The organism is Brevundimonas sp. AVps7 (assembly GCF_058681545.1).
This window is the reverse complement of the sequence record NZ_CM178742.1, coordinates 1,556,794-1,577,214: the sequence shown is the minus strand read 5'-3', so window position 1 is coordinate 1,577,214 and position 20,421 is coordinate 1,556,794. Positions and strand designations below refer to the sequence as shown.

The window sequence follows — 20,421 nt, the reverse complement described above, 5'->3', positions numbered from 1 at the left end:
CCGCTATCCGTTCTGTCGGGGTTCGAGGAGGACCCTCAAACCTGCATGATCTCAACTTCCTTGGTCTTCAAGGTCTCGTCGATACGCTTGATGGCCGCATCCGTGTCCTTCTGGACTTCGGTTTCCATCTTCTTTTGCTCGTCCTGGCTGATGTCGCCCCCCTTCTCGGCCTTCTTCAGGTCCTCGTTGGCGTCGCGGCGCACGTTGCGAACGGAAATCTTCTGCTGTTCCGCATATTTGCCAGCCAGCTTGGCCAGTTCCTTGCGGCGTTCCTCGGTCAGAGGCGGTACGGGAATGCGCAGGGTCTGGCCGTCGACGATGGGGTTCAGGCCAAGGCCGGCGGCGCGGATGGCCTTCTCGACCGGTCCGACCATGCCCTTGTCCCAGACGCTGACCGAGATCATGCGCGGCTCGGGCACGCTGATCGCCGCCACGGCGTTCAGCGGCGACGAAGAGCCATAGGCCTGGACCTGCACGGGATCCAGCAGGCCGGCATTGGCGCGGCCGGTGCGCAGGCCCTGGAATTCTTCCTTCAGCGACGACACGGCCTTGTCCATGCGGTCGCGATAGGTCTTCAGATCAGGCTTGGCCATCGGGGTCTCCTTCAGTCTTGTCTTGTCTCAGGCGGCTTTGGGCGGAGCGTCACTGATCACTGTGAACGTCCCCTTGCCTTTCAGCACCTTGCGCAGTGAATCTTCCTCGCGGATCGAGAAGACCACAATCGGAATCTTCGATTCGCGCATCAGGGCGATGGCGGCGGCGTCCATGACCTTCAGGTTCTGCGAAAGCACGTCCTGATAGGTCAGGTGGTCGTAGCGGGTCGCGGTCTTGTCCTTCTTCGGATCAGCGGAATAGACGCCGTCCACGGAAGTTCCCTTCAGCAGGGCGTCGCAGCCCATCTCGGCGGCGCGCAGGGCGGCGGCCGTGTCGGTCGTGAAATAGGGGTTGCCGGTGCCCGCGGCGAAGATGACCACCCTGCCCTTCTCCATGTGGCGCACGGCGCGACGACGGATGTAGGGCTCGGCGATGGCAGCCATCGGAATGGCGCTCTGGACCCGGGTGTCGACACCGATCTTCTCCAGCGCGTTCTGCATGGCCAGGGCGTTCATGACGGTGGCCAGCATGCCCATATAGTCAGCGCTGGCCCGCTCCATGTCCGCGGCCGCGCTGGACAGGCCGCGGAAGATGTTGCCGCCGCCGATCACGAGGCATACCTCGGTCCCGCCCTTGACCACGCGCGCGATGGCCGCGGCCACCGTGTCGACCGTGTGCATGTCGATGCCATACCCCTGATCCCCCATCAGGACCTCGCCGGAGACCTTCAGCAGCACCTTCTTGTATTTCGGAGGAGTGCTGTCAGCGGGCATGGGGGTCTCGTTTCGCGGGAATCGGGCGGGCCATCATAAACGAAGGGCGCGTCCGGCTTCAAAGCCGAACGCGCCCCGAGTGTCACGAAGTGTTTGCGCTTAAGCTTGCGGAGCCATCATCGAGGCGACTTCCGAAGCGAAGTCCGGACCCTCAACCTTCTCCACGCCCTCACCCAGAGCCAGACGAACGAATCCGGCAAGGTGCAGGCCCGGCGCGCCCAGTTCCTTGCCCGTGTCGGCGACCAGTTGCTCGATGGTCACGTCAGGGTTCATGACGAACGGCTGCTTGGTCAGCACCACGTCCTTCTGGAACTTGTTGATCTGGCCTTCCACGATCTTGGCGATCATGTTTTCCGGCTTGCCTTCTTCCTTGGCCTTTTCGGTCAGGACGGCGCGTTCCTTCTCGACCGCGGCCGGGTCCAGATCGTCCGTGTTCAGCGACAGCGGAGCGGTCGCGGCGACGTGCATGGCGATCTTGCGGCCCAGTTCACGCAGGGCGACCTTGTCGCCGCCGCCGTGCAGGGCGACCAGCACGCCGATGCGGCCGAGGCCCGGAGCCACGGCATTGTGGACGTAGGAGGCGACGACGCCTTCATCGACCGACAGGCGAGCGGCGCGACGCAGCTGCATGTTCTCGCCGATGGTCGCGATCATGTTGGTGACCTCGGCCTGGATGGTGTTGCCGTTTTCCAGCTCGGCGCCGTGCAGGGCCTCGACGGTGTGATGCTCGAGGCCCTTCTCGGCGAAGGCCTTGGCGGCGTTCTGGAACAGCTCGTTGCGGGCGACGAAGTCGGTTTCCGAGTTGAACTCGATGGCGGCGCCGATTTCGCCCTTGCCGTCTTCACGGCTGGCGACGGCCACCAGGCCCTCGGCGGCGACGCGGTCGGCCTTCTTGGCGGCCTTGGACAGGCCCTTGGCGCGCAGCCAGTCGATCGCGGCGCTGATGTCGCCGTCGGTTTCCTGGAGGGCCTTCTTGCAATCCATCATGCCGACGCCGGACTTGGCGCGCAGTTCCATGACGAGGGCGGCGGTGATCTCGGCCATTTCTGGTCTCCTGAGGTCTTGAATGCGTGAGCGGCCGGGCTTGGATTAGCCCGGCCGCATGTCAGTTTTGCGGACGGTCCGGAACGCCGGACCGAACCGATCAGGCGTTGGCTTGCTCTTCTTCGGCAGCCGGCTCTTCAGCAGGCGTCTCTTCGCCCGAAGCAGCCAGCATTTCCTCGGCGACGGCCTCGGCGCCCGCGGGGGCGACATCGGCTTCAACCGGGGCCGAAGCCTCGGCCAGCATCGGCTCGACGGGGTTTTCCGACGCGCCCAGATCGACGCCCGAATGGGCGGCGCCGGCGGCCAGACCGTCGAGGACGGCGTCGGCGATCAGATCGCAGTAGGTCTGGATGGCGCGTGCGGCGTCATCGTTGCCCGGGATCGGATAGGTGATGCCGTCGGGATCCGAGTTGGTGTCCAGGATCGCGATGATCGGGATGTTCAGCTTGCGGGCCTCGAGGATCGCGATCGCTTCCTTGTTGGTGTCGATCACGAACATGATGTCGGGGATGGAGCCCATGTCCTTGATGCCGCCCAGGGAAAGCTCCAGCTTTTCCTTCTCGCGCTCGAGGGTCAGCAGTTCCTTCTTGACCCGGCCTTCGCCGCCGCGCTCCAGCAGGCCTTCCAGCTCGCGCAGGCGAGCGATCGAGCCCGACACGGTGCGCCAGTTGGTCAGGGTGCCGCCGAGCCAGCGGTTGTTCATATAGTACTGGGCGCAGCGCTTGGCGGCCTCGGCGACGGGCTCAGCGGCCTGGCGCTTGGTGCCGACGAACAGAACGCGACCGCCCTTGGCGGCGACTTCGCGCACGGCCACCAGAGCCTGGTGGAACAGCGGCATCGTCTGCGACAGGTCGATGATGTGGATGTTGGAGCGCGAGCCGAAGATGTAGCGCTCCATCTTCGGGTTCCACCGGTGCGTCTGGTGGCCGAAGTGAGCGCCTGCTTCGAGCAGGGTGCGCATGGAGAAGTCTGGCAAAGCCATCTTTGGAAGTCCTTTTTCCGATTATTCCGCCGCAGACGGTGAAAGGACCGGATGGTCCCTCGGAACGGAGCGCTTCAGGATTTCTCCCCGAAACGCGCCACGCCTGCGTGTGAAGTGGGCGGGCATATAGTCGGGAAGCACCGGAAAGGCAAGCGAAACGCGCCTCGGACCGGGTGAGGCTCTGGCCGGATGTCCCGCACGGCGTCCAGCCGCCCTGCGGCCGTTCACCCGGCGCGGGCAGAACCCGTCAGTTCGCCGCCGCCAGCGCCACGAGGGCCTGGTCCATGGCCTCGATCGCCGACCCTGCCGTCGAGGGCCGGTCGTTGGCGTAGATTGAGAAGACCAGCGTCCTTCCGCTGGCCGCCGTCAGGAAGCCGGCCAGGGCGTTGACCCCGTTCAGGCTGCCGGTCTTGGCGAAGATCCGCCCCTCCAGCGGCGTGCCGACGAACCGCCGGGCGAGGGTCCCGTCCCGCCCGCCAATCGGCAGGGTCGCCCGCCAAGCCTCGCCCCACGGCTGGCTCATCGTCCACAGCAGGAAGGTCGTCGTCGCACGCGGGCTGACGCGGTTGTAGACCGACATGCCCGAGCCGTCGTGCAGGTCGAAGGCCGCACGCTCGACCCCCGCGTCCGCCAGCACGGCTTCCACCACGCCCAGCCCGTCGGCGCGCGAACCGGCCCCCTCGATCAGGCCCAGCCGACGCAGCATCAGCTCCGCGTACAGGTTCTGACTGGACTTGCCGATGCGCCGGAGACTGGCTGTCAGGGGCTGTCGTGTCAGGCGCTCGACCTCCACGCCGTCCGCCTCGGCCGCCCGATCCCCGTTCGCGGTCGCCGCGGCCTCGCGCGCGGCCGGGTCGTCCGCCAGGGTCAGCGGACGGTGACGCGCCCGGACCCGCCCCTCGATCCCGACCCCGCGTTGCTCCAGCAGGCGTCTGAACCGCTCCGCCGCCGCAGCCGCCGGATCGTCGATCCCGATGCGCAAAGTAATCGCGGTCCCCCGTACCGGCATCCGGCCGTAGAGACGAACGACGTCCGACCCCGGTCGCCGCTCCAGCCGCAGATCGGCCTCTCCCTCCTCGACCGTGATCGCCTCGGTCTGCAGAACCAGAAGATCGTCGCCCGCCCGCCATGCTGTTCGCAGCGGCGCGCCAGCGGCCTCTCCGGGCGTCACCTCCAGGAGGACGACATTGTCGTTCACGGTCAGGGCTGAGATGGCCGTTCCGAACGATGTCTGCAGATCCTCCCAGCTCCAGCCGGCCCCCCATCGCTCGTCGGGATAGAGGCTGTCGTCCCCGATCACGTCGCCGACCCGTCGGGTTCGAGCCGCGACCGCATCGGCCAGTTCGGCGAGGCAGGTCTCGACGCAGGCCGGCCCGTCGCCCAGCGCGGGGTCGCCCGCCCCGATCAGGGCCACATCCGGTGCGCCCTCATCGGCGCGTGGCTCCAGCTTCACGGACGTCCCATCGTTCGGGTCGGCCGCATCAAGGTCGACCAGCCGGGCGAAGACGGCCGCCGTGGTGAAGATCTTGGTGTTGGACGCCGGGCTGAACCGATCGTCGGCCCGCACCCCGGCGACCGTCCCGCCTTCGGTCGTCACGGCCAGAAGGCCCCAGCGCGTGCCGCCCAGGCCGGGATTGTCCAGAATGGCGACCGTCGATGGCGCGATCGCGGCACGATCCGCCCCCTGCGACGCACAGGCGCCGACCGAGAGACCGAACCCTGCGAACAGCAGCCAGAAGGCCGCCGCCGCAGTGGACCGAAGGCCGCCAAGACGGTCAACGTTCGCCGCGGTCAGGCCGGGCTTCAAGCCCCCTCGGCGAACTCCCATCCCGTTTCTCCGCCGCGTTTCAGATCGTATGCAGGCCGTCGTAGCGCATCGTCGGGGTGACGCTGAACGGTTCGATATCGGTCAGGCAGCGGACATTCACCGCAATGTTGACCTTGCCATCCGGGCCGGCGCCCTCGCCGTGGGTTTCAACGCCGCACGTCTTGCAGATGAAATGCCGGATCTTGCGGGTATTGAAGAGGTATTCCTGAACCGCGTCCTCGCCGCGCAGCAGACGGAAGGCCGAGGGCTCGACGAAGGTCAGCCAGACCCCGGTGCGGAAACAGTGGGTGCAGTTGCACTCCATCACCATTTCCAGGTCGGTCTCGACCTCGAAGGCGACGGCGCCGCAGTGACAGGCTCCGGAATGAGTAGCGGTGGTCATCGATCTCTCCTCCGGTTCAGGCGTCTTCAAGCATCAGTACGCCCGGCGCGGACTTCAGCGCGCCGCGCAGGGCCCCGTCCAGCCGATAGCGTCCGGGCAGCAGCAGCTCGATCTCGCGCCGCTTCTCGTTCACGAGGACCGAGGTGACCAGCGAGACTTCCCCGCCCTTGCCCTGAGCCAGCGCTCGCGCCAGCCGGGCCTGGATCGCCGCCGGGTCTCCGGCGGTCGACGAAACGTGCACCCGCAGCCCTACCGTGGCGTCGTCCACCAGCGCGTCCAGCTTCGAGCAGTCGTCGCCGAAGAACCGCACCTCTCCGTCCGACGACTTGGCCCGCACCCGGACCATCAGGGCGGCGCCGACCTCCAGCAGTTCGCGGCATTTCCTCAGTTGTTCGGGCGGGAACAGACATTCGAACTCGCCCGTCGGGTCCGAGAAGGTGACGAAGGCGAACTTCTCGCCGGACTTGGCGCTGGCCCGCTCCTGGCGACGACGCACCACCCCGGCCATCATGAAGGCGTCGTGGCCCTGTTCCGCCCGCTGCACGGCCTCGACGACGAAGGTCACGCGCTTCCTGCGCAGCGCCCCCTCCATGTCCTCCAGCGGGTGGCCGGACAGGTAGAAGCCGACCGCCGAGAGTTCCTGATCCAGCCGCTCCGGCCCGACCCATGGATCCATGCTCTTCAGGCGCGGTCGCGACGCCGCCGCCTGATCGGCGCCGAACAGGCTGACCTGCGAAGAGGTGCGGTCCGCCGCCACGCTCTGGCAATAGGCCATCAGCACATCGGCCTGTTCGAACAGCTGGCGCCGGTTCGGGTGGATGCTGTCAAACGCACCGGCCTTGGCCAGACCTTCCAGCGCCCGCTTGTTGACCGCGCGCGGATCGACCCGTTCCAGGAAGTCGAAGATGTCGGCGAACCGGCCACCCGTCTCGCGCACCTCGACGACGTGCTTCATGGCCTCGAGGCCCACGTTGCGGATGGCGCCGAGCGCATAGAGGACCGCCCCCTTGCCGTCGTCGCCCCAGGCCACGTCGAAGTCGGCGGAGGAGCCGTTCACGTCGGGCGCGCGCACGGGCACCTCGAACTTGCGGGCGTCCTGATAGAAGACCGCCAGCTTGTCGGTGTTGGACAGGTCCAGCGACATCGACGCCGCGAAGAACTCGACCGGATGGTTCGCCTTCAGCCAGCCGGTTTGATACGAGATCAGCGCATAGGCGGCCGCGTGCGACTTGTTGAAGCCGTAGCCGGCGAACTTGGCCACCAGTTCGAAGATGCCGTCGGACTGCTGTTCCGGCACGGACTTCTCGGAGGCGCCCTTGATGAAGCGCGCCTTCTGGATGTCCATCTCCTCCTTCTTCTTCTTGCCCATGGCGCGTCGAAGAAGGTCGGCCTCGCCCAGCGAATAGCCGGCCAGGATCTGGGCGATCTTCATCACCTGTTCCTGGTAGATGATGACGCCGTAGGTCTCCGACAGCGTCTCCTGCAAAGACGGATGCAGGTAGTCGACTTCCTGGCGTCCGAACTTGCGGTCGATATAGGTGTCGATCATCTCCATCGGCCCGGGCCGGTAGAGGGAGATCAGGGCGGTGATCTCCTCGATGGAGCCGCAGCGCATCTTGCGCAGGGTGTCGCGCATGCCCTGGGATTCCAGCTGGAACACCCCGACCGTCTGGCCCGACGCCATCAGCTCATAGGTCGACTTGTCGTCGAGCGGCAGCAGGTTGAAGTCCTGCGCCGCCCCGCGCCGGCTCAGATAGCCGTGGGCCCGGTCCAGCACCGTCAGGGTCTTGAGGCCCAGGAAGTCGAACTTCACCAGACCCGCCGGCTCGACCCATTTCATGTTGAACTGGGTGGCCGGAATGTCCGAGCGGGGGTCCTGATAAAGCGGCGTCAGCTCGACCAGGGGCCGGTCGCCGATGACGATGCCGGCGGCGTGGGTCGAGGCGTTGCGGTAGAGGCCCTCGAGCTCCAGCGCCGTGGCCAGCAGGTTCGCCACCGACTTTTCGGCGTCGCGGGCCTCCTTCAGACGCGGCTCGATCTCGATGGCCTGGGCCAGGGTCGTGGGATTGGCCGGGTTGTTCGGCACCATCTTGCAGAGCCGGTCGACCTGGCCCAGGGGCATCTGCAGCACCCGCCCGACATCGCGCAGCACGGCCCGCGCCTGCAGCGTGCCGAAGGTGATGATCTGGGCGACCCGGTCCTTGCCGTAGCGCTCCTGAACATAGGTGATCACCTCCTCCCGCCGCTCCTGGCAGAAGTCGATGTCGAAGTCGGGCATGGAGACCCGTTCGGGGTTCAGGAACCGCTCGAACAGCAGGCCGAACCGCAGGGGGTCCAGATCGGTGATCGTCAGCACCCAGGCGACCAGCGACCCGGCCCCCGACCCCCGCCCCGGCCCGACCGGAATCCCGTGCGACTTGGCCCATTTGATGAAGTCGGCCACGATCAGGAAATAGCCGGGGAAGCCCATCTGGGTGATGATCCCGACCTCCCATTCCAGCCGGGCCCAGTAGTCGGCCTCGGGCGCGGAGGGCGTCACCTGTTTCAGCCGCGCCTTCAGCCCCTCGCGGGCCTGGTGCATCAGTTCGTCAGGCTCGGTGCGCCCGTCGCCGGCGTCGAAGCGCGGCAGGATCGGCGGGTGGGTCTTGACCAGGAAGGCGCAGCGCCGCGCGATCTCGATCGTGGTGTCGCAGGCCTCGGGCAGGTCGGCGAACAGGGTCCGCATCTCGGCGGCGGTCTTGAAGAAATGCTGGTCCGTGATCCGGCGCCGATCCTCCTGACCGGTGAATGCGCCGTCCGCGATGCACAGCAGGGCGTCGTGCGACTTCGCCTGGTTCTGCCTGGCATAGTGGACGTCGTTGGTCGCCGTCAGCGGGACGTCGTTCGCATAGGCCCATTCGACGAGGCCGCGTTCGCCCGCCGCCTCGTCCGACAGACCGTGGCGCTGAAGTTCGACGTAGAAGCGGTCGCCGAACGCCCCGGCCATCGTCGCCAGGGTCGTCGCGGCCTCGGCCGGCTTGTTCTGCACGAACAGGGGATCGACGGGACCGTCGGGGCCGCCGGACAGCAGGATCAGCCCTTCCGAATGGGCGACGACCTTCGCCCATGGCACGTGCGGCTCGTCATCACCGGCATCGAGATAGGCCGAGGACGACAGGGCGCAGAGATTTCGCCAGCCGATCTCGCTCTGGCAGATCAGGACCACGGTCGGGACCTTGGCCCAGCGCTCGCCCCGCTTGCCGCCGATGCCGGTCACCGGAAGCGCACAGGCGATCAACGGTTGAACACCGACGCTCTTCGAAGCTTCCGAGAACTCCAGCGCCCCGAACAGATTGACCCGATCGGCCACAGCCACCGCCGGCATGCCCGCATCGGCTGCCAGCCTGCCGACCTTGCCCGCCTTGATCGCACCTTCCAGCAGCGAATAGGCCGAGCGCACCCTCAGATGGACGAAACCGGTCTCTGCGGGCGTATCGGTGATGGCCATATCCTCGAGGACAGGCCGGAGGCGACTCATCTCGCCAGCAGGGCGACCTGCCAGACCATCCAGACAAACCCGCCGCACGATGCAAGCGACAGCGCTTCCCGAACCACCCGTGTCATCGTCTTATCCCCAGATTGCGTGTTCCTGTCTTGTTCTATGTTGGCTGTTTGTTCTCGTCAACAGGCGTGTGAACCGATGGCGACGGACGCACTGGAAAGGTCTACGCTCAACGCAGACACCGCGCCGCCCTCCCGGCCGCGCCCGTCAGGAGTACCGGCGATGGCCAAGGGTCAAGTGAAGTCGAACAAGGAAGTCCGCAAACCCAAGGCCGAGAAGCCCAAGCCGGCGGTCTCCGTCGGGACCTCGCCCTTCACCCAGCCGCCCGGCAAGAAATAGGCGTCAGCCGCGCGACCGCTCGACCGTATCCACACTGGGGTTCGCCCTCAGGGCGGCGATGATGCTGGTCGCGTGCTTCGCGTCGGCGACCTCGACGTCCAGGTCCACGTCGAAGAAGTCCGACTGCCTGTGGGCCATCTTGAGGTTCAGGATGTTGCCGCCGGCCTCGCCGATCACCGTGGCGACCTGACCGAGCACGCCCGGCGCGTTCTGGATCGTGGCGCGCAGGCGGGCGGTGCCGACCACGCCCTGTTCGGCCTGGGGCGTCCATTGCAGGTCCTGCCAGACGCTGTCGTCGTCGGCGAAATCGGCCAGTTTCTGGCAGTCGATGACGTGGACAGTGAGGCCCTTCTCCGGCTCCAGGATGCCGACGATCCGGTCGCCCGGCACCGGGGTGCAACAGGCGCCGAAATGGATGCTGACCCCGGGAGTCAGACCGCCGCCGCGCACGAACAACCGCGCCTGGGCGTCGCCGATCTTCTTGCGATCCGTCCCCATGGTCAGGGTGCCCTTCAGCGACGGGAACAGGATTTCCACAACCTTGTTGGGCTGAATCCGTCCCCGCCCGATCGCGTCGAACAGTTCTTCCTGCGTCCCCGCGGCCAGGGTCTCGACCACGGCCTTGAGCGACACATCGGCCAGCGACTTGCCGGCGCGGGTCAGGGCCTGTTCCAGCGTCGTCTTGCCGAGCTTGTGGAACTCGTCCCGCTCTGACGAGCGGATGTGTCGACGAATTGCTGAACGCGCCCGCCCGGTGACTGTCAGACTGCGCCAGTCGGCCGGCGCCTCGCGCTTCTTGCCGCGGATGATCTCGACCACGTCGCCGTTCTGCAGCGCCGTGCGCATCGGCTTCAGCTCGCCATTGATCTTCACGCCCACGGCCGTGTCCCCGACCTCGGTGTGGACCGCATAGGCGAAGTCCAGCGCCATACCGCCGCGCGGCAGGGTGATCAGCGCGCCCTTGGGCGTGAAGACGAAGACCTGATCGAGGTACATCTCGAGCTTGGCGTGCTCGACCCAGTCCTCGCCCCCCTCGCCGTGCTCGATGACCTGCACGAGGTGGCGCAGGTTCTGCAGCGGGTCGCGTCCGCCGTCCTTCTCCATCGCCTCGGGGTCGAAGCCGTAGGAATGGTTCTTGTAGGCCCAGTGCGCCGCCACCCCGTCCTCGGCGACCCGGTCCATGGCCTCGGTGCGGATCTGCATCTCGATGCGCAGACCGCCCGGCCCGACCACGGTCGTATGCAGGGAGCGGTAGTTGTTCGACTTGGGCGTGGAGATGAAGTCCTTGAACCGCTCCGGCACCATCGGCCAGGCGCGGTGGATCACGCCCAGCGCCCGGTAACAGTCGTCCTCGAACTCGACCAGGACCCGGAAGCCATAGATGTCCGACAGAGACGAGAACCCGACCGACTTGCGCTGCAGCTTCCTCCAGATCGAATAGGGCGTCTTCTGGCGGCCATAGACCCGCGCCGTGATGCCGGCCTCGCTCAGGACCTGCTGGATCTCGGCGGCCACCCCTTCGGTCGCATGGCCGTGTTCGAGCTTCAGCGCCTCCAGTCGCCGCTCGATGGCGGTCCGGGCCGTGGGGTTCAGATGCTCGAACGCCAGCTCTTCCAGCTCGGACGCGATCGAATGGATGCCGATTGACCGGCCCAGCGGCGCATAGACCTCCAGCGTTTCGCGGCTGATCCGCTCGCGCTTCTCCGGCTTGACGTATTTCAGCGTCCGCATGTTGTGCAGACGGTCCGCCAGCTTCACCAGCAGGACCCGGACGTCGCGGCTGATGGCCAGAATGAATTTGCGCAGGTTCTCGGCCTGGCGGGTGTGCTCGGCCTGAAGCTCGAGGCGGCTCAGCTTGGTCACGCCCTCGACCAGGACGGCCACCTCCTCGCCGAACATGGCGGCGATGTCGTCGCGCGTCGCCGAGGTGTCCTCGACCACGTCGTGCAGCAGGGCCGTGACGATCGTGGCGGTGTCGAGCTTGTAGTCGGTCAGGATGCCCGCGACCTGGATCGGGTGGGCGAAATAGGGGTCCCCCGAGGCCCGCAGCTGCGAGCCGTGCATCTTCATCGCATAGACATAGGCCCGGTTCAGCAGGGCCTCGTCGGCGGTGGGGTCATAGGCCTTGACCGCCTCGATCAATTCGAACTGGCGCAGGACCGGAATGCGTTTCGCCGCCGGCTGCGGAGCAGCCGACGGCGAAAGGGAGTCTTTGGCAGTGTCGTTCGCAGGCGGGGTCGAACCGGACCGCGCCGGGAGGATGGTGATACCGTTGGCGGGTTCGGCCGTCAGTACCGCTCCTCCTGGCCACCGTCCCGGTCGCTCTGCAGCGCGCGGATCAGTTCGGCCTCGGCCATGTTCATGTGCTGCGGCTCGGCCAGCAGACCGACGATTTCCGCCTCGTCCTCGGCTTCGGTGCGCTCGTCGACACGTTGCAGGGCGACCACGACGGTCTCCAGCAGTTCGGCGGGGACGACGGTGTCTTCCGCGATCTCGCGCAGGGCGACGACCGGGTTCTTGTCGTTGTCGCGATCGAGCGTCAGGGCGGCGCCGTTGGCGATCGCGCGGGCGCGGTTACCGGCCAGCAGGACCAGTCCGAAACGGTTCGGCACCTTCTCGATGCAGTCTTCGACAGTGACGCGAGCCATGAATTACCTCGGGCGGGGGGAGAACCGCGTTGCATACAGATAGGTGTGGATTTGTGCAACGCCACATGTTTGCAATCCGAGGGCGGCGCTTTTGCGGCGGCTACCGGTGCGACCGTTCGAAGCCGGCCGGAATGTCGCTGCTCCAGCAGGCCGACAGCTGGCGTTCGGCGAACTCGACAAAGCTCTTGATCAATCCAGCCCCGCCGGCGACCGTCAGATCCGTGAACGCGCCATCCGCCGTCTGCGCCTGCGCCTTCACCCAGATCGCGTAGCTGTTTCCGTCCGGTCCGGGCGGGGCAGGATGGCTGCCCGCTTCGGCGGGGATGCGCCGTTGCAACCCCCAGATATCGATCTGCGGCGGCTGAAACGCATCTAACGCGCGCATCACCCCCAAAACCTGAGGACAGGTGTCTTCGTCCGCCCAGACGATCTGCTCGATGCCCTCCGGATTATTCAGCGACTTGCGGATGGCGAAGTGGCTGGAACCCCGTCCGTCCTCAGCGTCGGGATAGGGCACGAACCGGCTGTAGATGTCGTGCCGCCAGGCTCCATTGCGACCCGACACAGCAAAGCCCCCAACGGGCCAAGCGTCTCGCGGCGCGGTCGCCTCTCCGACGGCCAACCATCCCGTCTGGGCCCACCCGGACGTCGGCAACGCGACCAGAGCAATGGTCAGGCAGACGATCCAACGCATGTTAACTCCGGACAGGGTGAGCATCAGTACCGACACTCGCCATCCGCGCAAGCTCGACGGCGAGACCGCCCGCCGGATGCTTCCAGCCCGGCGCGATCTCCGCCAGCGGCCCCATGACGAAGAGCCTATCTGCAGCGCGCGGATGCGGCAGGATCAGGCCCACGCAGTCCCCCTGCTCCCGGCCATAGGCGATCAGGTCGAGGTCCAGGGTCCGGGGCGCATTGGGGCCCAGGCGCCGACGCCCGAACGCCTCCTCGATCCGGCCCAGCGCCGCCATCAGGGCGTGGGGGTCATGGGCGGTGCGGACAATGACGACGCCGTTCAGGAAGGGCGGATCGGTCGGGTCGGGCCAGGCCTGCGACGCCCACCAGCTGGACCGGGCGACCACATCGATCCCCTCGGACCGGAACCGGGCCAGGGCCGCCTCCAGCGCCTCACGGCACGACACCCACACCCCCTTGTCATTGCAACCCAGCGCGACGATGACAGCCAGGTCCAGATCCAGGTCATCGTCGATATTGACGCTGATCGCTTCAGGCTCTGTGACCGATTCCGGGGATGTGATTTCCATGAGACTCTATCCGACCGACCGCCTGGCGCTGTTTATAGACGGGGCCAATCTGTATTCGGCGACCAAGGCCCTGAACGCGGACATCGACTTCAAGAAGATGGTCGATGCGTTCCGGGAGAAAGCCGTCCTGGTTCGCGCCTATTATTACACGGCGGTGACCGAGGGCGAAGAGTTCTCTCCGATCCGTCCCCTGATCGACTGGCTTGGCTACAACGGCTTCTCGATGGTGACCAAGCCCGTGAAGCGGTTCACTGACGCCCAGGGCCATACCCGCACCAAGGGCAATATGGACATCGAGATCGCCGTGGACATGCTGGAGCTGGCCCCGCGCATCGACCACGCCATCCTGTTTTCCGGCGACGGCGACTTCCGCCGGCTGGTCCAGGCGATGCAGTCGAAGGGCGTTCGCGTCACCGTCGTCTCGACCCTGAAGAGCCAGCCGCCGATGATCGCCGACGAACTGCGGCGTCAGGCCGACGACTTCGTCGATCTGACCGACCTGCTTCAGGACTACGGTCGCCCACGCACGCCAAGCGCGGCCCCGACGGTCCGCACCTTCGACCGGGACGACCGCGCATGACCCCCGAACCGCCCCGCGACTGCCCGCTCTGCCCCCGCCTCGTCGCCTATCGGGAGGAGAACCGGCGCCAGAACCCCGACTGGTTTAACGGCCCCGCCCCGTCGTTCGGCGATCCGGACGCCCGGCTGCTGGTCGCGGGCCTCGCTCCCGGCCGAACCGGAGCCAACCGCACAGGCCGCCCCTTCACGGGCGATGGCGCGGGGTGGATCCTCTACCAGACCCTGACGAAGACGGGCTTCGCGACCGGCGTCTACGACGCGCGCCCCGACGATGGGCTGCAACTCGTCGACTGCATGATCACCAACGCCGTCCGCTGCGCTCCGCCGTTGAACAAGCCCTTTCCGATCGAGGAGAAGACCTGCCGTCCGTTCCTGATCGACCGTCTGGCCGCCCTGCCCCGGCTGAAAGTCATCGTCACCCTGGGCGATGTGTCGCGAAAGAGCGTACTGAAGGCGCTGGGCGCGCCCGCGTCCGCCATGGCCGCCGGCCACGGCGTTCAGGCGAGGGTCGGCGCCTATACCCTGATCAACAGCTACCACTGCTCCCGGCTCAACACGAACACGGGCCGCCTGACGCCGGACATGTTCGAGGACATCTTCCGGCGGGCTCGGGCGGTGATCGAAGGCTAACCCTTGTCCCGCATCAGCCGGGCCTTGTCCCGCTGCCAGTCGCGATCAGCCGAGGCCTCGCGCTTGTCGTGCAGCTTCTTGCCCTTGGCGAGCGCGATCTCGAGCTTCGCCTTGCCGTCGTCGTTCAGATAGAGCCGCAGCGGAATGATCGTCTGGCCGTCCTTCTGGACCGCACCGATCAGCCGATCGATCTGCTTTCTATGCAGCAGCAGTTTCCGCGGTCGACGCGGCTCGTGGTTGAACCGGTTGGCCTGGGCGTAGGGCGGGATGTCGGCGTTGATGAGCACGATCTCGCGCCCCTCCACCGCCGCATAGCTTTCCGCGATATTCGCGCGACCCATGCGCAAGGCCTTGATCTCGGTCCCCAGCAGCATGATCCCGGCCTCGAGATTGTCCTCGAGGAAATAGTCGAACCGCGCGCGACGGTTCTCGGCGATAAGCTTGGCCTTGGTGATCGGCGCCTTGACGGCTGCCGCAGCCTTTTCCTTCGTCGTGGCCATCAGAGACCCGCCGCCGCCATCGCCGCATCAATGGCCGGTTTGACGGCATCGTTCGTCGGGATCAGCGGCAACCGCATCTCCTCGGTGCAGAAGCCGAGCTTCGCCAGGGCGTATTTGGCGGGAGCCGGTGAGGCGTCCAGGAACAGGGCCTTGTGCAGACCGATCAACCGGTCCTGCCAGGAACGGGCGGTCGCGAAATCGCCGGCGGCGACCGCATTATACAGAGCCACCATAGCCTCGGGCGCAACATTGGCCGTCACCGAGATCAGGCCGACGCCGCCGTGCGCCATGTAACCCGGGAAGCTGTGGTCATCACCTGAGATCAGGTCGAACTGGGCGTCCGATGACACGAGATTGGCATGCATCCAGCTGGCCCGGCCCATGTCGCCCGTGGCGTCCTTGATGGCGACGATGTTCGGATGCTTCGCCAACCGCGCGACGCTCTCGTTCGACAGGTCGACGCCGGTTCGGGCGGGAACATTGTAGAGGATCAGGGGCAGTTGCACCGCCTCGGCCACCGCTTCGAAATGAGCGATCAGCCCCGCCTGGGAAGGGCGGTTATAATAGGGTGTGACCACCAGGGCGCCGTCGGCGCCGCAGGTCTTGCCATGGGCGGCCAGGTCGATCGACTCATAGGTCGCGGGCGAGCCGGCCCCGGCGATGACCCTGATTCGGCCCGCCGCGACCCGGACGCACAGCGAGGTCACGCGCTTGTGCTCCTCGATGGTGAGCCCGCCCCCTTCGCCGGTGGTGCCCACGGCGACGATACCGTGCACGCCTGCGGCAATCTGGCGCTCGACCAGACGTTCGAGCGCGGCTTCGTCCACGTTTCCGTCACGAAGTGGTGTGATCAGGGCGGTGATCACACCCTTGAACAAGGGGGCGGTCATTGAAACAAGTCTACCTTGCGTGGGGATGGGCGACGGGCGCCTGACACGAGACGCAAGAGGGTAGGTTGCCGGGCTCAAACCCGCAACCGGGATGAATGGGGATCGGACACTTCATGCTCGCGACCAGCCTCGCGGCCGTACTGGCCGTTCTCGCACCGATTCCTCAGACCGCCGACCTGAACCGTCAGCCGACGCCCTACGTCACGGGCCAGACGGCGCAGAGCGGCTATCAGGCCCGCATCCTGAGCGACGCCGACACCGCCTCCTTCCGCCAGGGTCTGGCCGCCGCCCGCGCCCGCGACGTGGTCGGGACCCAGAACGCTATCTCCGGAATCAGCGACCCGACCGCCCGCAAGCTGGTCGAATGGGCTCTGGTCGACACCGCTGCTGCGCAGTTGTCCTATACCGAGCTGTCCAACGACGTTCAGTCCATGCGCGCCTGGCCCCGCGCCGAAGCCCGCATCGCAGCGGGCGAGCAGGCGCTGGAGCGCGCCGGCATGGGCGCCGATGCGACCCTCGCTTTCTTCGGTTCCTCCCGTCCAACCACGATCCAGGGCGCCATTGCTCTCGCCGAGGCGCTCGACGAGCGCGGCCGTTCCGGCGAGGCCCGCCTGCTGATCCAGGAATGGTGGCAAACCCAGTCGTTCGACGAAGCGACCCAGAGCCGAATCCTGACTCGCTGGGGTTCAGGCCTGACGCAGCGCGACCACGACGCCCGCCTCAACATGCTCCTGACCGGTCCGCATGGCCCGGCGACCCGCGCCATGCTGAACCTGGTGTCCCCGGAGCGACGGGCGACAGCCACCGCCGCCATGAGCCTGCGCAGCGCGTATTCGCCGGACAGCATCGTCGCCAACCTCTCGCCGTCGCAGGCGATGGACTCCGCCGTGGTGCTGGAGCGCGTCCGCATCCTGCGCGCCGCCAACCGTCAGTCCGAGGGTTTCGCGCTCCTCTCCGCCCTGCCCGCCGCGCCCCTGCATGCAGACGGCCAGACCGCCCTGTGGAACGAGCGCCGCAACTATTTCCTCGACGCCCTGGAGCGCCGCGAATGGCGGGCCGCCTACGACTCCATGGCCGGCCACGGCTTCCCGGCGGGCGAGCGCAAGGTCGACGCCGAGTTCTTCGCCGGCTGGGTCGCCCTGACGAAGCTGGGCGATCCCGCCCGCGCCGCCGGTCATTTCGAGACCCTGCGCCAGTCGTCCTCGACCCCGATCACCCAGGGCCGCGCCCTCTACTGGCTGGGCCGCGCCGCCGAGGCCCAGGGCGACCGCGCCGCCGCCCAGAATTTCTATCAGGGTGGGGCACGCCACATCCAGACCTTCTACGGCCAGCTCGCCGCCGAGAAGGCCGGGATCACCACCCTGACCCTGCCGGCCGAACCCGTCCCGACCCGCAACGACGTCGCCGCGTTCGAGGCCAACGAGGTCGTCCGCGCCGCCCGCATTCTGGGCGAGACTGGTGAAACGAGCCTGTATCGCGTCTTCGCCTACCACCTCGACGACACCCTGCCGGGCATAAACGACCTGGCGCTGCTGATGGACATGACGCGCGGCTACGGCGACGGTTTCGGGGCCATGATGGTCGGCCGCGCAGCGAGCCAGCGCGGCTTCCTTCTGCCCGAACGCCAATACCCGATCCGCATCCCGCCCGAAGTCGCCGGCGCAGCCCCGCTGTCTTTCACCCTGGCCATCACCCGTCAGGAGTCGAGCTTCGACCCCCGCGCCCGCTCCGGCGCCGATGCGCGCGGCATGATGCAGTTCCTGCCCTCGACCGCCTCGGGCGTCGCGCGTCGTCTGGGCATGAGCTACTCCGCCGAGCGGCTGTGGGACCCTGACTACAACATGACCCTGGGCAGCTATCATCTCGGCGAGCTGATGAGCCAGTTCCGGGGCTCCATGCTGCTGACCACGGTCGGCTACAACGCCGGGCCCGCACGGGGTCCGCAGTGGGTGGCCCGCTGCGGCGATCCGCGCGGCGGCGTCGCAGGCGGCGGCATCGATCCTGTCGATTTCATCGAGTGCGCGCCCTTCACCGAGACGCGCAACTACATGATGCGGGTGATGGAGAATATGGCGGTCTACAAGGCCCGTCTGAACGGCGGCTCGGCCCCGCTCACAACCTCGGCCGACATCGCACGCGGCGCCGGCGGACCCCAGCCCTACCAGCCCTGAGGATTCAGGGCTTGAGCAGCCCCGCGAACAGGGCGTCGAGCATGGTCCGGGTCAGCAACGCCCGATCGACCCAATCGAAATAGGGCTTGGTGATCATCAGCGAGACGACCCCGTGGGATCCGGCCCACAGCGTCTGGGCCGAGGCGCGCGCATCGCCGCGCAGACGACCGGCGGCGCCCGCCTCCTCCACGATGGCCTCGAACGCCCGGAACAGTTCGCCTCCCAGCATCTGGGCCGCGCTCTGGGCTCCATCCCGCGCCTCGATGGGGCGGGTGAGATAGGTCAGGCGATAGGCGTTGGGGTTCTCGAAGCCGAAGTCGACATAGGCCTCCATCAGCTTGCGCAGGACGACCTCCGGCGGACCGCCCTCGGCGACGACCGCCGCGTTCGCCGCCTGCAGGCGCGCGAAGGCCAGCCGGCAGATCTCGTGCAGGATCTCGCTCTTCTCGGAGAAGTGCATGTAGAGCGCCGTCGACGACAGGCCGACCTCGTCGGCGATCCGACGGATGGTCGCGCCCTCGTATCCGACGTCGACGAAGATACGTTCCGCTGCGGCGAGAATCTCCGCACGGCGGGCGTGCCCCTCGCCTTTAGGTTTGCGGGTCGAGCGGGACGAAGCGGTTGAGGACATTACAGTTTCAGCCGACACGCTGAGCTCCATGAAGGAGAACCAGCGCGCCAACGGGGCCCGCCTCGCCTCTGCATAGCCCCATTGCCACGACGGCGCCAACGGCTTGCCTGAGACACAACCTTGGGATACGTCGTTAACCTTCGCGGGTATCGGGGGTGGCATGAGTATCCTGACGAGCGGGTATCCCTATCGGGCGGATATGCGGTCGTGCGGCCTCGGCCAGTCGATCGTCGTCGCGATGGCGGTCGGTGGTCTGGGATGGAGCCTCGCCGCGAACGGCGCCGTCACCGCGATGGTTCTTATCCTGCTGGCGCAGATCGTTTTCCTCGTCGCGGCCGCCTGGCGTGTCCTGCTGATCCTCGTGAGCCTTCGCCTCGCCCCCGATCCGGAGCCGGCGCCCGAACTGCCGCGCTACACCGTCCTCGCCGCCCTGCTGGACGAGGCGGAAATCCTGCCCCAGCTGGTCGAACGTCTCGACGCAATCGACTATCCCCGCAACCGGCTGGAAGGCTTCCTGCTTCTGGAGGCCCACGATCATCCAACCCTCGACGCCGCCGCCAGATGCAGACTTCCGGCCTGGCTGAAGGTGTTCGTAGTCCCGCCCGGCGGCCCGAGAACCAAACCTGCGGCGCTCAATGCGGGCCTCGCAGTCGCTTCCGGCGCCCTCCTCACCGTTTACGATGCCGAGGACGACCCGGATCCGCAGCAGTTGCGCGAAGCCGTCGCCCGTTTCGCAGCCGATCCAACAGGGCGCCTGGCCACCCTTCAGGCGCCGCTGCGCATACGTCTGCCCGCCGGCTCCGAACATTCCTTCATCGGTCGCCAGTTCGCGGTCGAGTACGCCGCCCTGTTCGAGGTCACCCTGCCCGCCATGGCGCGGCTCGAATTTCCGTTTCCACTTGGCGGGACAAGTAATCATTTCAGCGTCCGGGCTCTGCGCGCGGTCGGCGGATGGGACTCCCACAATGTGACCGAGGACGCCGATCTGGGCTTCCGTCTGTGGCGCAGTGGCTACCGCCTCGGCACCCTCCGGCGTCCCACCTATGAGACGCCGCCGGGCGAAATGATCGACTGGCTGCCCCAGAGGACGCGCTGGCTCAAAGGCTTCATGCAGACCTGGGGTGTCCACACCCGGTCGCCGGCCGGGCTGGGCTGGCGCGGTTGCCTCTCCCTGACGATGACCCTTGGCCTGTCGCTCCTGGCCGCCATAGCCCACGCCCCGTCCCTGGCCTGGCTCATCGCCACGATCGCCATCTCGACGGTTGCGGGCCTGACGCCGGAGGCGCCCCGGTTCGCACTGGCGGTTCTGGTCGTCGGAATGGCCTCCGCCTGGCTGAACGGAAAGATCGGCGCGCGACGGGCGGGCGTGCCCTACACCGCCGCCGACATGATCGTCGCCCCGGCCTACTGGTCGCTTCTGACGCTTGCGTTCGGCCATGCGGTCTGGCGTCTGGCGGCTCAACCCTTCGCCTGGGACAAGACCCGCCATCGATGCGATCCGGCCATAGAGATCGCCGCCATCGCCGAGGTCGAAGCTGGACGCGAGGCCGCCTGACGGCAGGACCTTGATCGGCTGAGGAGGAATCGCTTCGCGATTCCACTGATGCCGTGAATCAAGGTCCAG

20 protein-coding genes are annotated in these 20,421 nt (G+C 67.0%); 5 read left to right on the top strand and 15 right to left on the bottom strand.

The window, feature by feature from the left end; genetic code table 11:
* Positions 1-35: 35 nt before the first annotated feature.
* The 8 genes from frr to ACW17Y_RS07715 form a co-directional block, all read right to left on the bottom strand.
* Positions 36-593, bottom strand: coding sequence for a ribosome recycling factor (gene frr, locus ACW17Y_RS07750; protein WP_492038158.1), 558 nt, complete (start codon positions 591-593; stop codon positions 36-38).
* Positions 594-620: 27 nt separating this feature from the next.
* The gene (gene pyrH, locus ACW17Y_RS07745) at positions 621-1,367 is read right to left on the bottom strand and encodes a UMP kinase (RefSeq protein WP_492038157.1); all 747 of its coding nucleotides are present in this window, start codon (positions 1,365-1,367) and stop codon (positions 621-623) included.
* A 99-nt stretch (positions 1,368-1,466) separates the two neighbouring features.
* Positions 1,467-2,411, bottom strand: a complete 945-nt coding sequence (gene tsf, locus ACW17Y_RS07740; RefSeq protein WP_492038156.1) for a translation elongation factor Ts — start codon at positions 2,409-2,411, stop codon at positions 1,467-1,469.
* Positions 2,412-2,511: 100 nt separating this feature from the next.
* Complete coding sequence (gene rpsB / locus ACW17Y_RS07735) at positions 2,512-3,393, bottom strand: 30S ribosomal protein S2 (RefSeq protein ID WP_492038155.1); 882 nt, start codon at positions 3,391-3,393, stop codon at positions 2,512-2,514.
* Positions 3,394-3,640: 247 nt separating this feature from the next.
* Positions 3,641-5,221 (bottom strand): D-alanyl-D-alanine carboxypeptidase/D-alanyl-D-alanine endopeptidase, encoded by a 1,581-nt coding sequence (gene dacB / locus ACW17Y_RS07730; protein ID WP_492038154.1) that lies wholly within the window; start codon positions 5,219-5,221, stop codon positions 3,641-3,643.
* A 19-nt stretch (positions 5,222-5,240) separates the two neighbouring features.
* A complete protein-coding gene (locus tag ACW17Y_RS07725) occupies positions 5,241-5,603 on the bottom strand; it encodes a GFA family protein (protein ID WP_492038153.1) in 363 nt (120 codons plus the stop codon).
* A 16-nt stretch (positions 5,604-5,619) separates the two neighbouring features.
* Positions 5,620-9,084, bottom strand: coding sequence for a DNA polymerase III subunit alpha (dnaE, locus tag ACW17Y_RS07720; RefSeq protein WP_492038260.1), 3,465 nt, complete (start codon positions 9,082-9,084; stop codon positions 5,620-5,622).
* 32 nt (positions 9,085-9,116) lie between these two features.
* Positions 9,117-9,206, bottom strand: a complete 90-nt coding sequence (locus ACW17Y_RS07715) for a hypothetical protein (protein WP_492024195.1) — start codon at positions 9,204-9,206, stop codon at positions 9,117-9,119.
* 160 nt (positions 9,207-9,366) lie between these two features.
* Here ACW17Y_RS07715 and ACW17Y_RS07710 point away from each other — a divergent pair, with 160 nt between their 5' ends.
* Positions 9,367-9,483 (top strand): hypothetical protein, encoded by a 117-nt coding sequence (locus tag ACW17Y_RS07710; protein WP_303695797.1) that lies wholly within the window; start codon positions 9,367-9,369, stop codon positions 9,481-9,483.
* 3 nt (positions 9,484-9,486) lie between these two features.
* Here the strand turns inward: ACW17Y_RS07710 and ACW17Y_RS07705 are convergent, their stop codons facing one another.
* The 4 genes from ACW17Y_RS07705 to folK all read right to left on the bottom strand — a co-directional run bounded on the left by ACW17Y_RS07705 (position 9,487) and on the right by folK (position 13,396).
* Complete coding sequence (locus ACW17Y_RS07705) at positions 9,487-11,553, bottom strand: RelA/SpoT family protein (protein WP_492038259.1); 2,067 nt, start codon at positions 11,551-11,553, stop codon at positions 9,487-9,489.
* Positions 11,554-11,771: 218 nt separating this feature from the next.
* Complete coding sequence (gene rpoZ / locus ACW17Y_RS07700) at positions 11,772-12,131, bottom strand: DNA-directed RNA polymerase subunit omega (RefSeq protein ID WP_298163127.1); 360 nt, start codon at positions 12,129-12,131, stop codon at positions 11,772-11,774.
* Positions 12,132-12,231: 100 nt separating this feature from the next.
* Positions 12,232-12,825: a hypothetical protein gene (locus ACW17Y_RS07695; protein WP_492038152.1), complete on the bottom strand. Its 594-nt coding sequence runs from the start codon at positions 12,823-12,825 to the stop codon at positions 12,232-12,234.
* Position 12,826: 1 nt separating this feature from the next.
* On the bottom strand, positions 12,827-13,396 hold the full coding sequence (gene folK / locus ACW17Y_RS07690; protein ID WP_492038151.1) for a 2-amino-4-hydroxy-6-hydroxymethyldihydropteridine diphosphokinase: 570 nt from the start codon (positions 13,394-13,396) through the stop codon (positions 12,827-12,829).
* Between folK and ACW17Y_RS07685 the strand changes: the two genes are divergently transcribed.
* Both ACW17Y_RS07685 and ACW17Y_RS07680 read left to right on the top strand, forming a co-directional pair.
* Entirely contained in the window at positions 13,395-13,976 is a 582-nt protein-coding gene (locus ACW17Y_RS07685; RefSeq protein WP_492038150.1) for a LabA-like NYN domain-containing protein, read from the top strand. The two genes, folK and ACW17Y_RS07685, sit on opposite strands and share 2 nt — an antisense overlap.
* Entirely contained in the window at positions 13,973-14,605 is a 633-nt protein-coding gene (locus tag ACW17Y_RS07680; RefSeq protein ID WP_492038149.1) for a uracil-DNA glycosylase, read from the top strand. Before ACW17Y_RS07685 ends, ACW17Y_RS07680 begins: the two co-directional genes overlap by 4 nt.
* Here the strand turns inward: ACW17Y_RS07680 and smpB are convergent.
* Together smpB and dapA are read right to left on the bottom strand one after the other, a co-directional pair.
* Positions 14,602-15,105, bottom strand: a complete 504-nt coding sequence (smpB, locus tag ACW17Y_RS07675) for an SsrA-binding protein SmpB (RefSeq protein WP_492038148.1) — start codon at positions 15,103-15,105, stop codon at positions 14,602-14,604. The genes ACW17Y_RS07680 and smpB overlap by 4 nt on opposite strands.
* Complete coding sequence (gene dapA, locus ACW17Y_RS07670; RefSeq protein WP_492038147.1) at positions 15,105-15,995, bottom strand: 4-hydroxy-tetrahydrodipicolinate synthase; 891 nt, start codon at positions 15,993-15,995, stop codon at positions 15,105-15,107. Before dapA ends, smpB begins: the two co-directional genes overlap by 1 nt.
* A gap of 113 nt (positions 15,996-16,108) precedes the next feature.
* On the opposite strand from dapA, the gene ACW17Y_RS07665 reads away from it, so the two are divergent.
* Entirely contained in the window at positions 16,109-18,166 is a 2,058-nt protein-coding gene (locus ACW17Y_RS07665) for a lytic transglycosylase domain-containing protein (protein WP_492038146.1), read from the top strand.
* A 4-nt stretch (positions 18,167-18,170) separates the two neighbouring features.
* Here the strand turns inward: ACW17Y_RS07665 and ACW17Y_RS07660 are convergent, their stop codons facing one another.
* Positions 18,171-18,797, bottom strand: a complete 627-nt coding sequence (locus ACW17Y_RS07660; RefSeq protein WP_492038145.1) for a TetR/AcrR family transcriptional regulator — start codon at positions 18,795-18,797, stop codon at positions 18,171-18,173.
* A 160-nt stretch (positions 18,798-18,957) separates the two neighbouring features.
* Here ACW17Y_RS07660 and ACW17Y_RS07655 point away from each other — a divergent pair, with 160 nt between their 5' ends.
* Positions 18,958-20,352 carry a glycosyltransferase family 2 protein gene (locus tag ACW17Y_RS07655; RefSeq protein ID WP_492038144.1) on the top strand — a complete coding sequence of 465 codons (1,395 nt, stop codon included), beginning with the start codon at positions 18,958-18,960 and terminating at the stop codon, positions 20,350-20,352.
* The last annotated feature ends 69 nt before the right edge of the window (positions 20,353-20,421 follow it).

Bases quoted from the DNA above. Each gene is read 5' to 3' on its own strand.
- frr (WP_492038158.1), bottom strand. From the start codon at position 593: ATGGCCAAGCCTGATCTGAAGACCTATCGCGACCGCATGGACAAGGCC.
- pyrH (WP_492038157.1), bottom strand. From the start codon at position 1,367: ATGCCCGCTGACAGCACTCCTCCGAAATACAAGAAGGTGCTGCTGAAG.
- tsf (WP_492038156.1), bottom strand. From the start codon at position 2,411: ATGGCCGAGATCACCGCCGCCCTCGTCATGGAACTGCGCGCCAAGTCC.
- rpsB (WP_492038155.1), bottom strand. From the start codon at position 3,393: ATGGCTTTGCCAGACTTCTCCATGCGCACCCTGCTCGAAGCAGGCGCT.
- dacB (WP_492038154.1), bottom strand. From the start codon at position 5,221: ATGGGAGTTCGCCGAGGGGGCTTGAAGCCCGGCCTGACCGCGGCGAAC.
- ACW17Y_RS07725 (WP_492038153.1), bottom strand. From the start codon at position 5,603: ATGACCACCGCTACTCATTCCGGAGCCTGTCACTGCGGCGCCGTCGCC.
- ACW17Y_RS07715 (WP_492024195.1), bottom strand. From the start codon at position 9,206: ATGACACGGGTGGTTCGGGAAGCGCTGTCGCTTGCATCGTGCGGCGGG.
- ACW17Y_RS07710 (WP_303695797.1), top strand. From the start codon at position 9,367: ATGGCCAAGGGTCAAGTGAAGTCGAACAAGGAAGTCCGCAAACCCAAG.
- ACW17Y_RS07705 (WP_492038259.1), bottom strand. From the start codon at position 11,553: ATGAAGATGCACGGCTCGCAGCTGCGGGCCTCGGGGGACCCCTATTTC.
- rpoZ (WP_298163127.1), bottom strand. From the start codon at position 12,131: ATGGCTCGCGTCACTGTCGAAGACTGCATCGAGAAGGTGCCGAACCGT.
- ACW17Y_RS07695 (WP_492038152.1), bottom strand. From the start codon at position 12,825: ATGCGTTGGATCGTCTGCCTGACCATTGCTCTGGTCGCGTTGCCGACG.
- ACW17Y_RS07685 (WP_492038150.1), top strand. From the start codon at position 13,395: ATGAGACTCTATCCGACCGACCGCCTGGCGCTGTTTATAGACGGGGCC.
- folK (WP_492038151.1), bottom strand. From the start codon at position 13,396: ATGGAAATCACATCCCCGGAATCGGTCACAGAGCCTGAAGCGATCAGC.
- ACW17Y_RS07680 (WP_492038149.1), top strand. From the start codon at position 13,973: ATGACCCCCGAACCGCCCCGCGACTGCCCGCTCTGCCCCCGCCTCGTC.
- smpB (WP_492038148.1), bottom strand. From the start codon at position 15,105: ATGGCCACGACGAAGGAAAAGGCTGCGGCAGCCGTCAAGGCGCCGATC.
- dapA (WP_492038147.1), bottom strand. From the start codon at position 15,995: ATGACCGCCCCCTTGTTCAAGGGTGTGATCACCGCCCTGATCACACCA.
- ACW17Y_RS07665 (WP_492038146.1), top strand. From the start codon at position 16,109: ATGCTCGCGACCAGCCTCGCGGCCGTACTGGCCGTTCTCGCACCGATT.
- ACW17Y_RS07660 (WP_492038145.1), bottom strand. From the start codon at position 18,797: ATGTCCTCAACCGCTTCGTCCCGCTCGACCCGCAAACCTAAAGGCGAG.
- ACW17Y_RS07655 (WP_492038144.1), top strand. From the start codon at position 18,958: ATGAGTATCCTGACGAGCGGGTATCCCTATCGGGCGGATATGCGGTCG.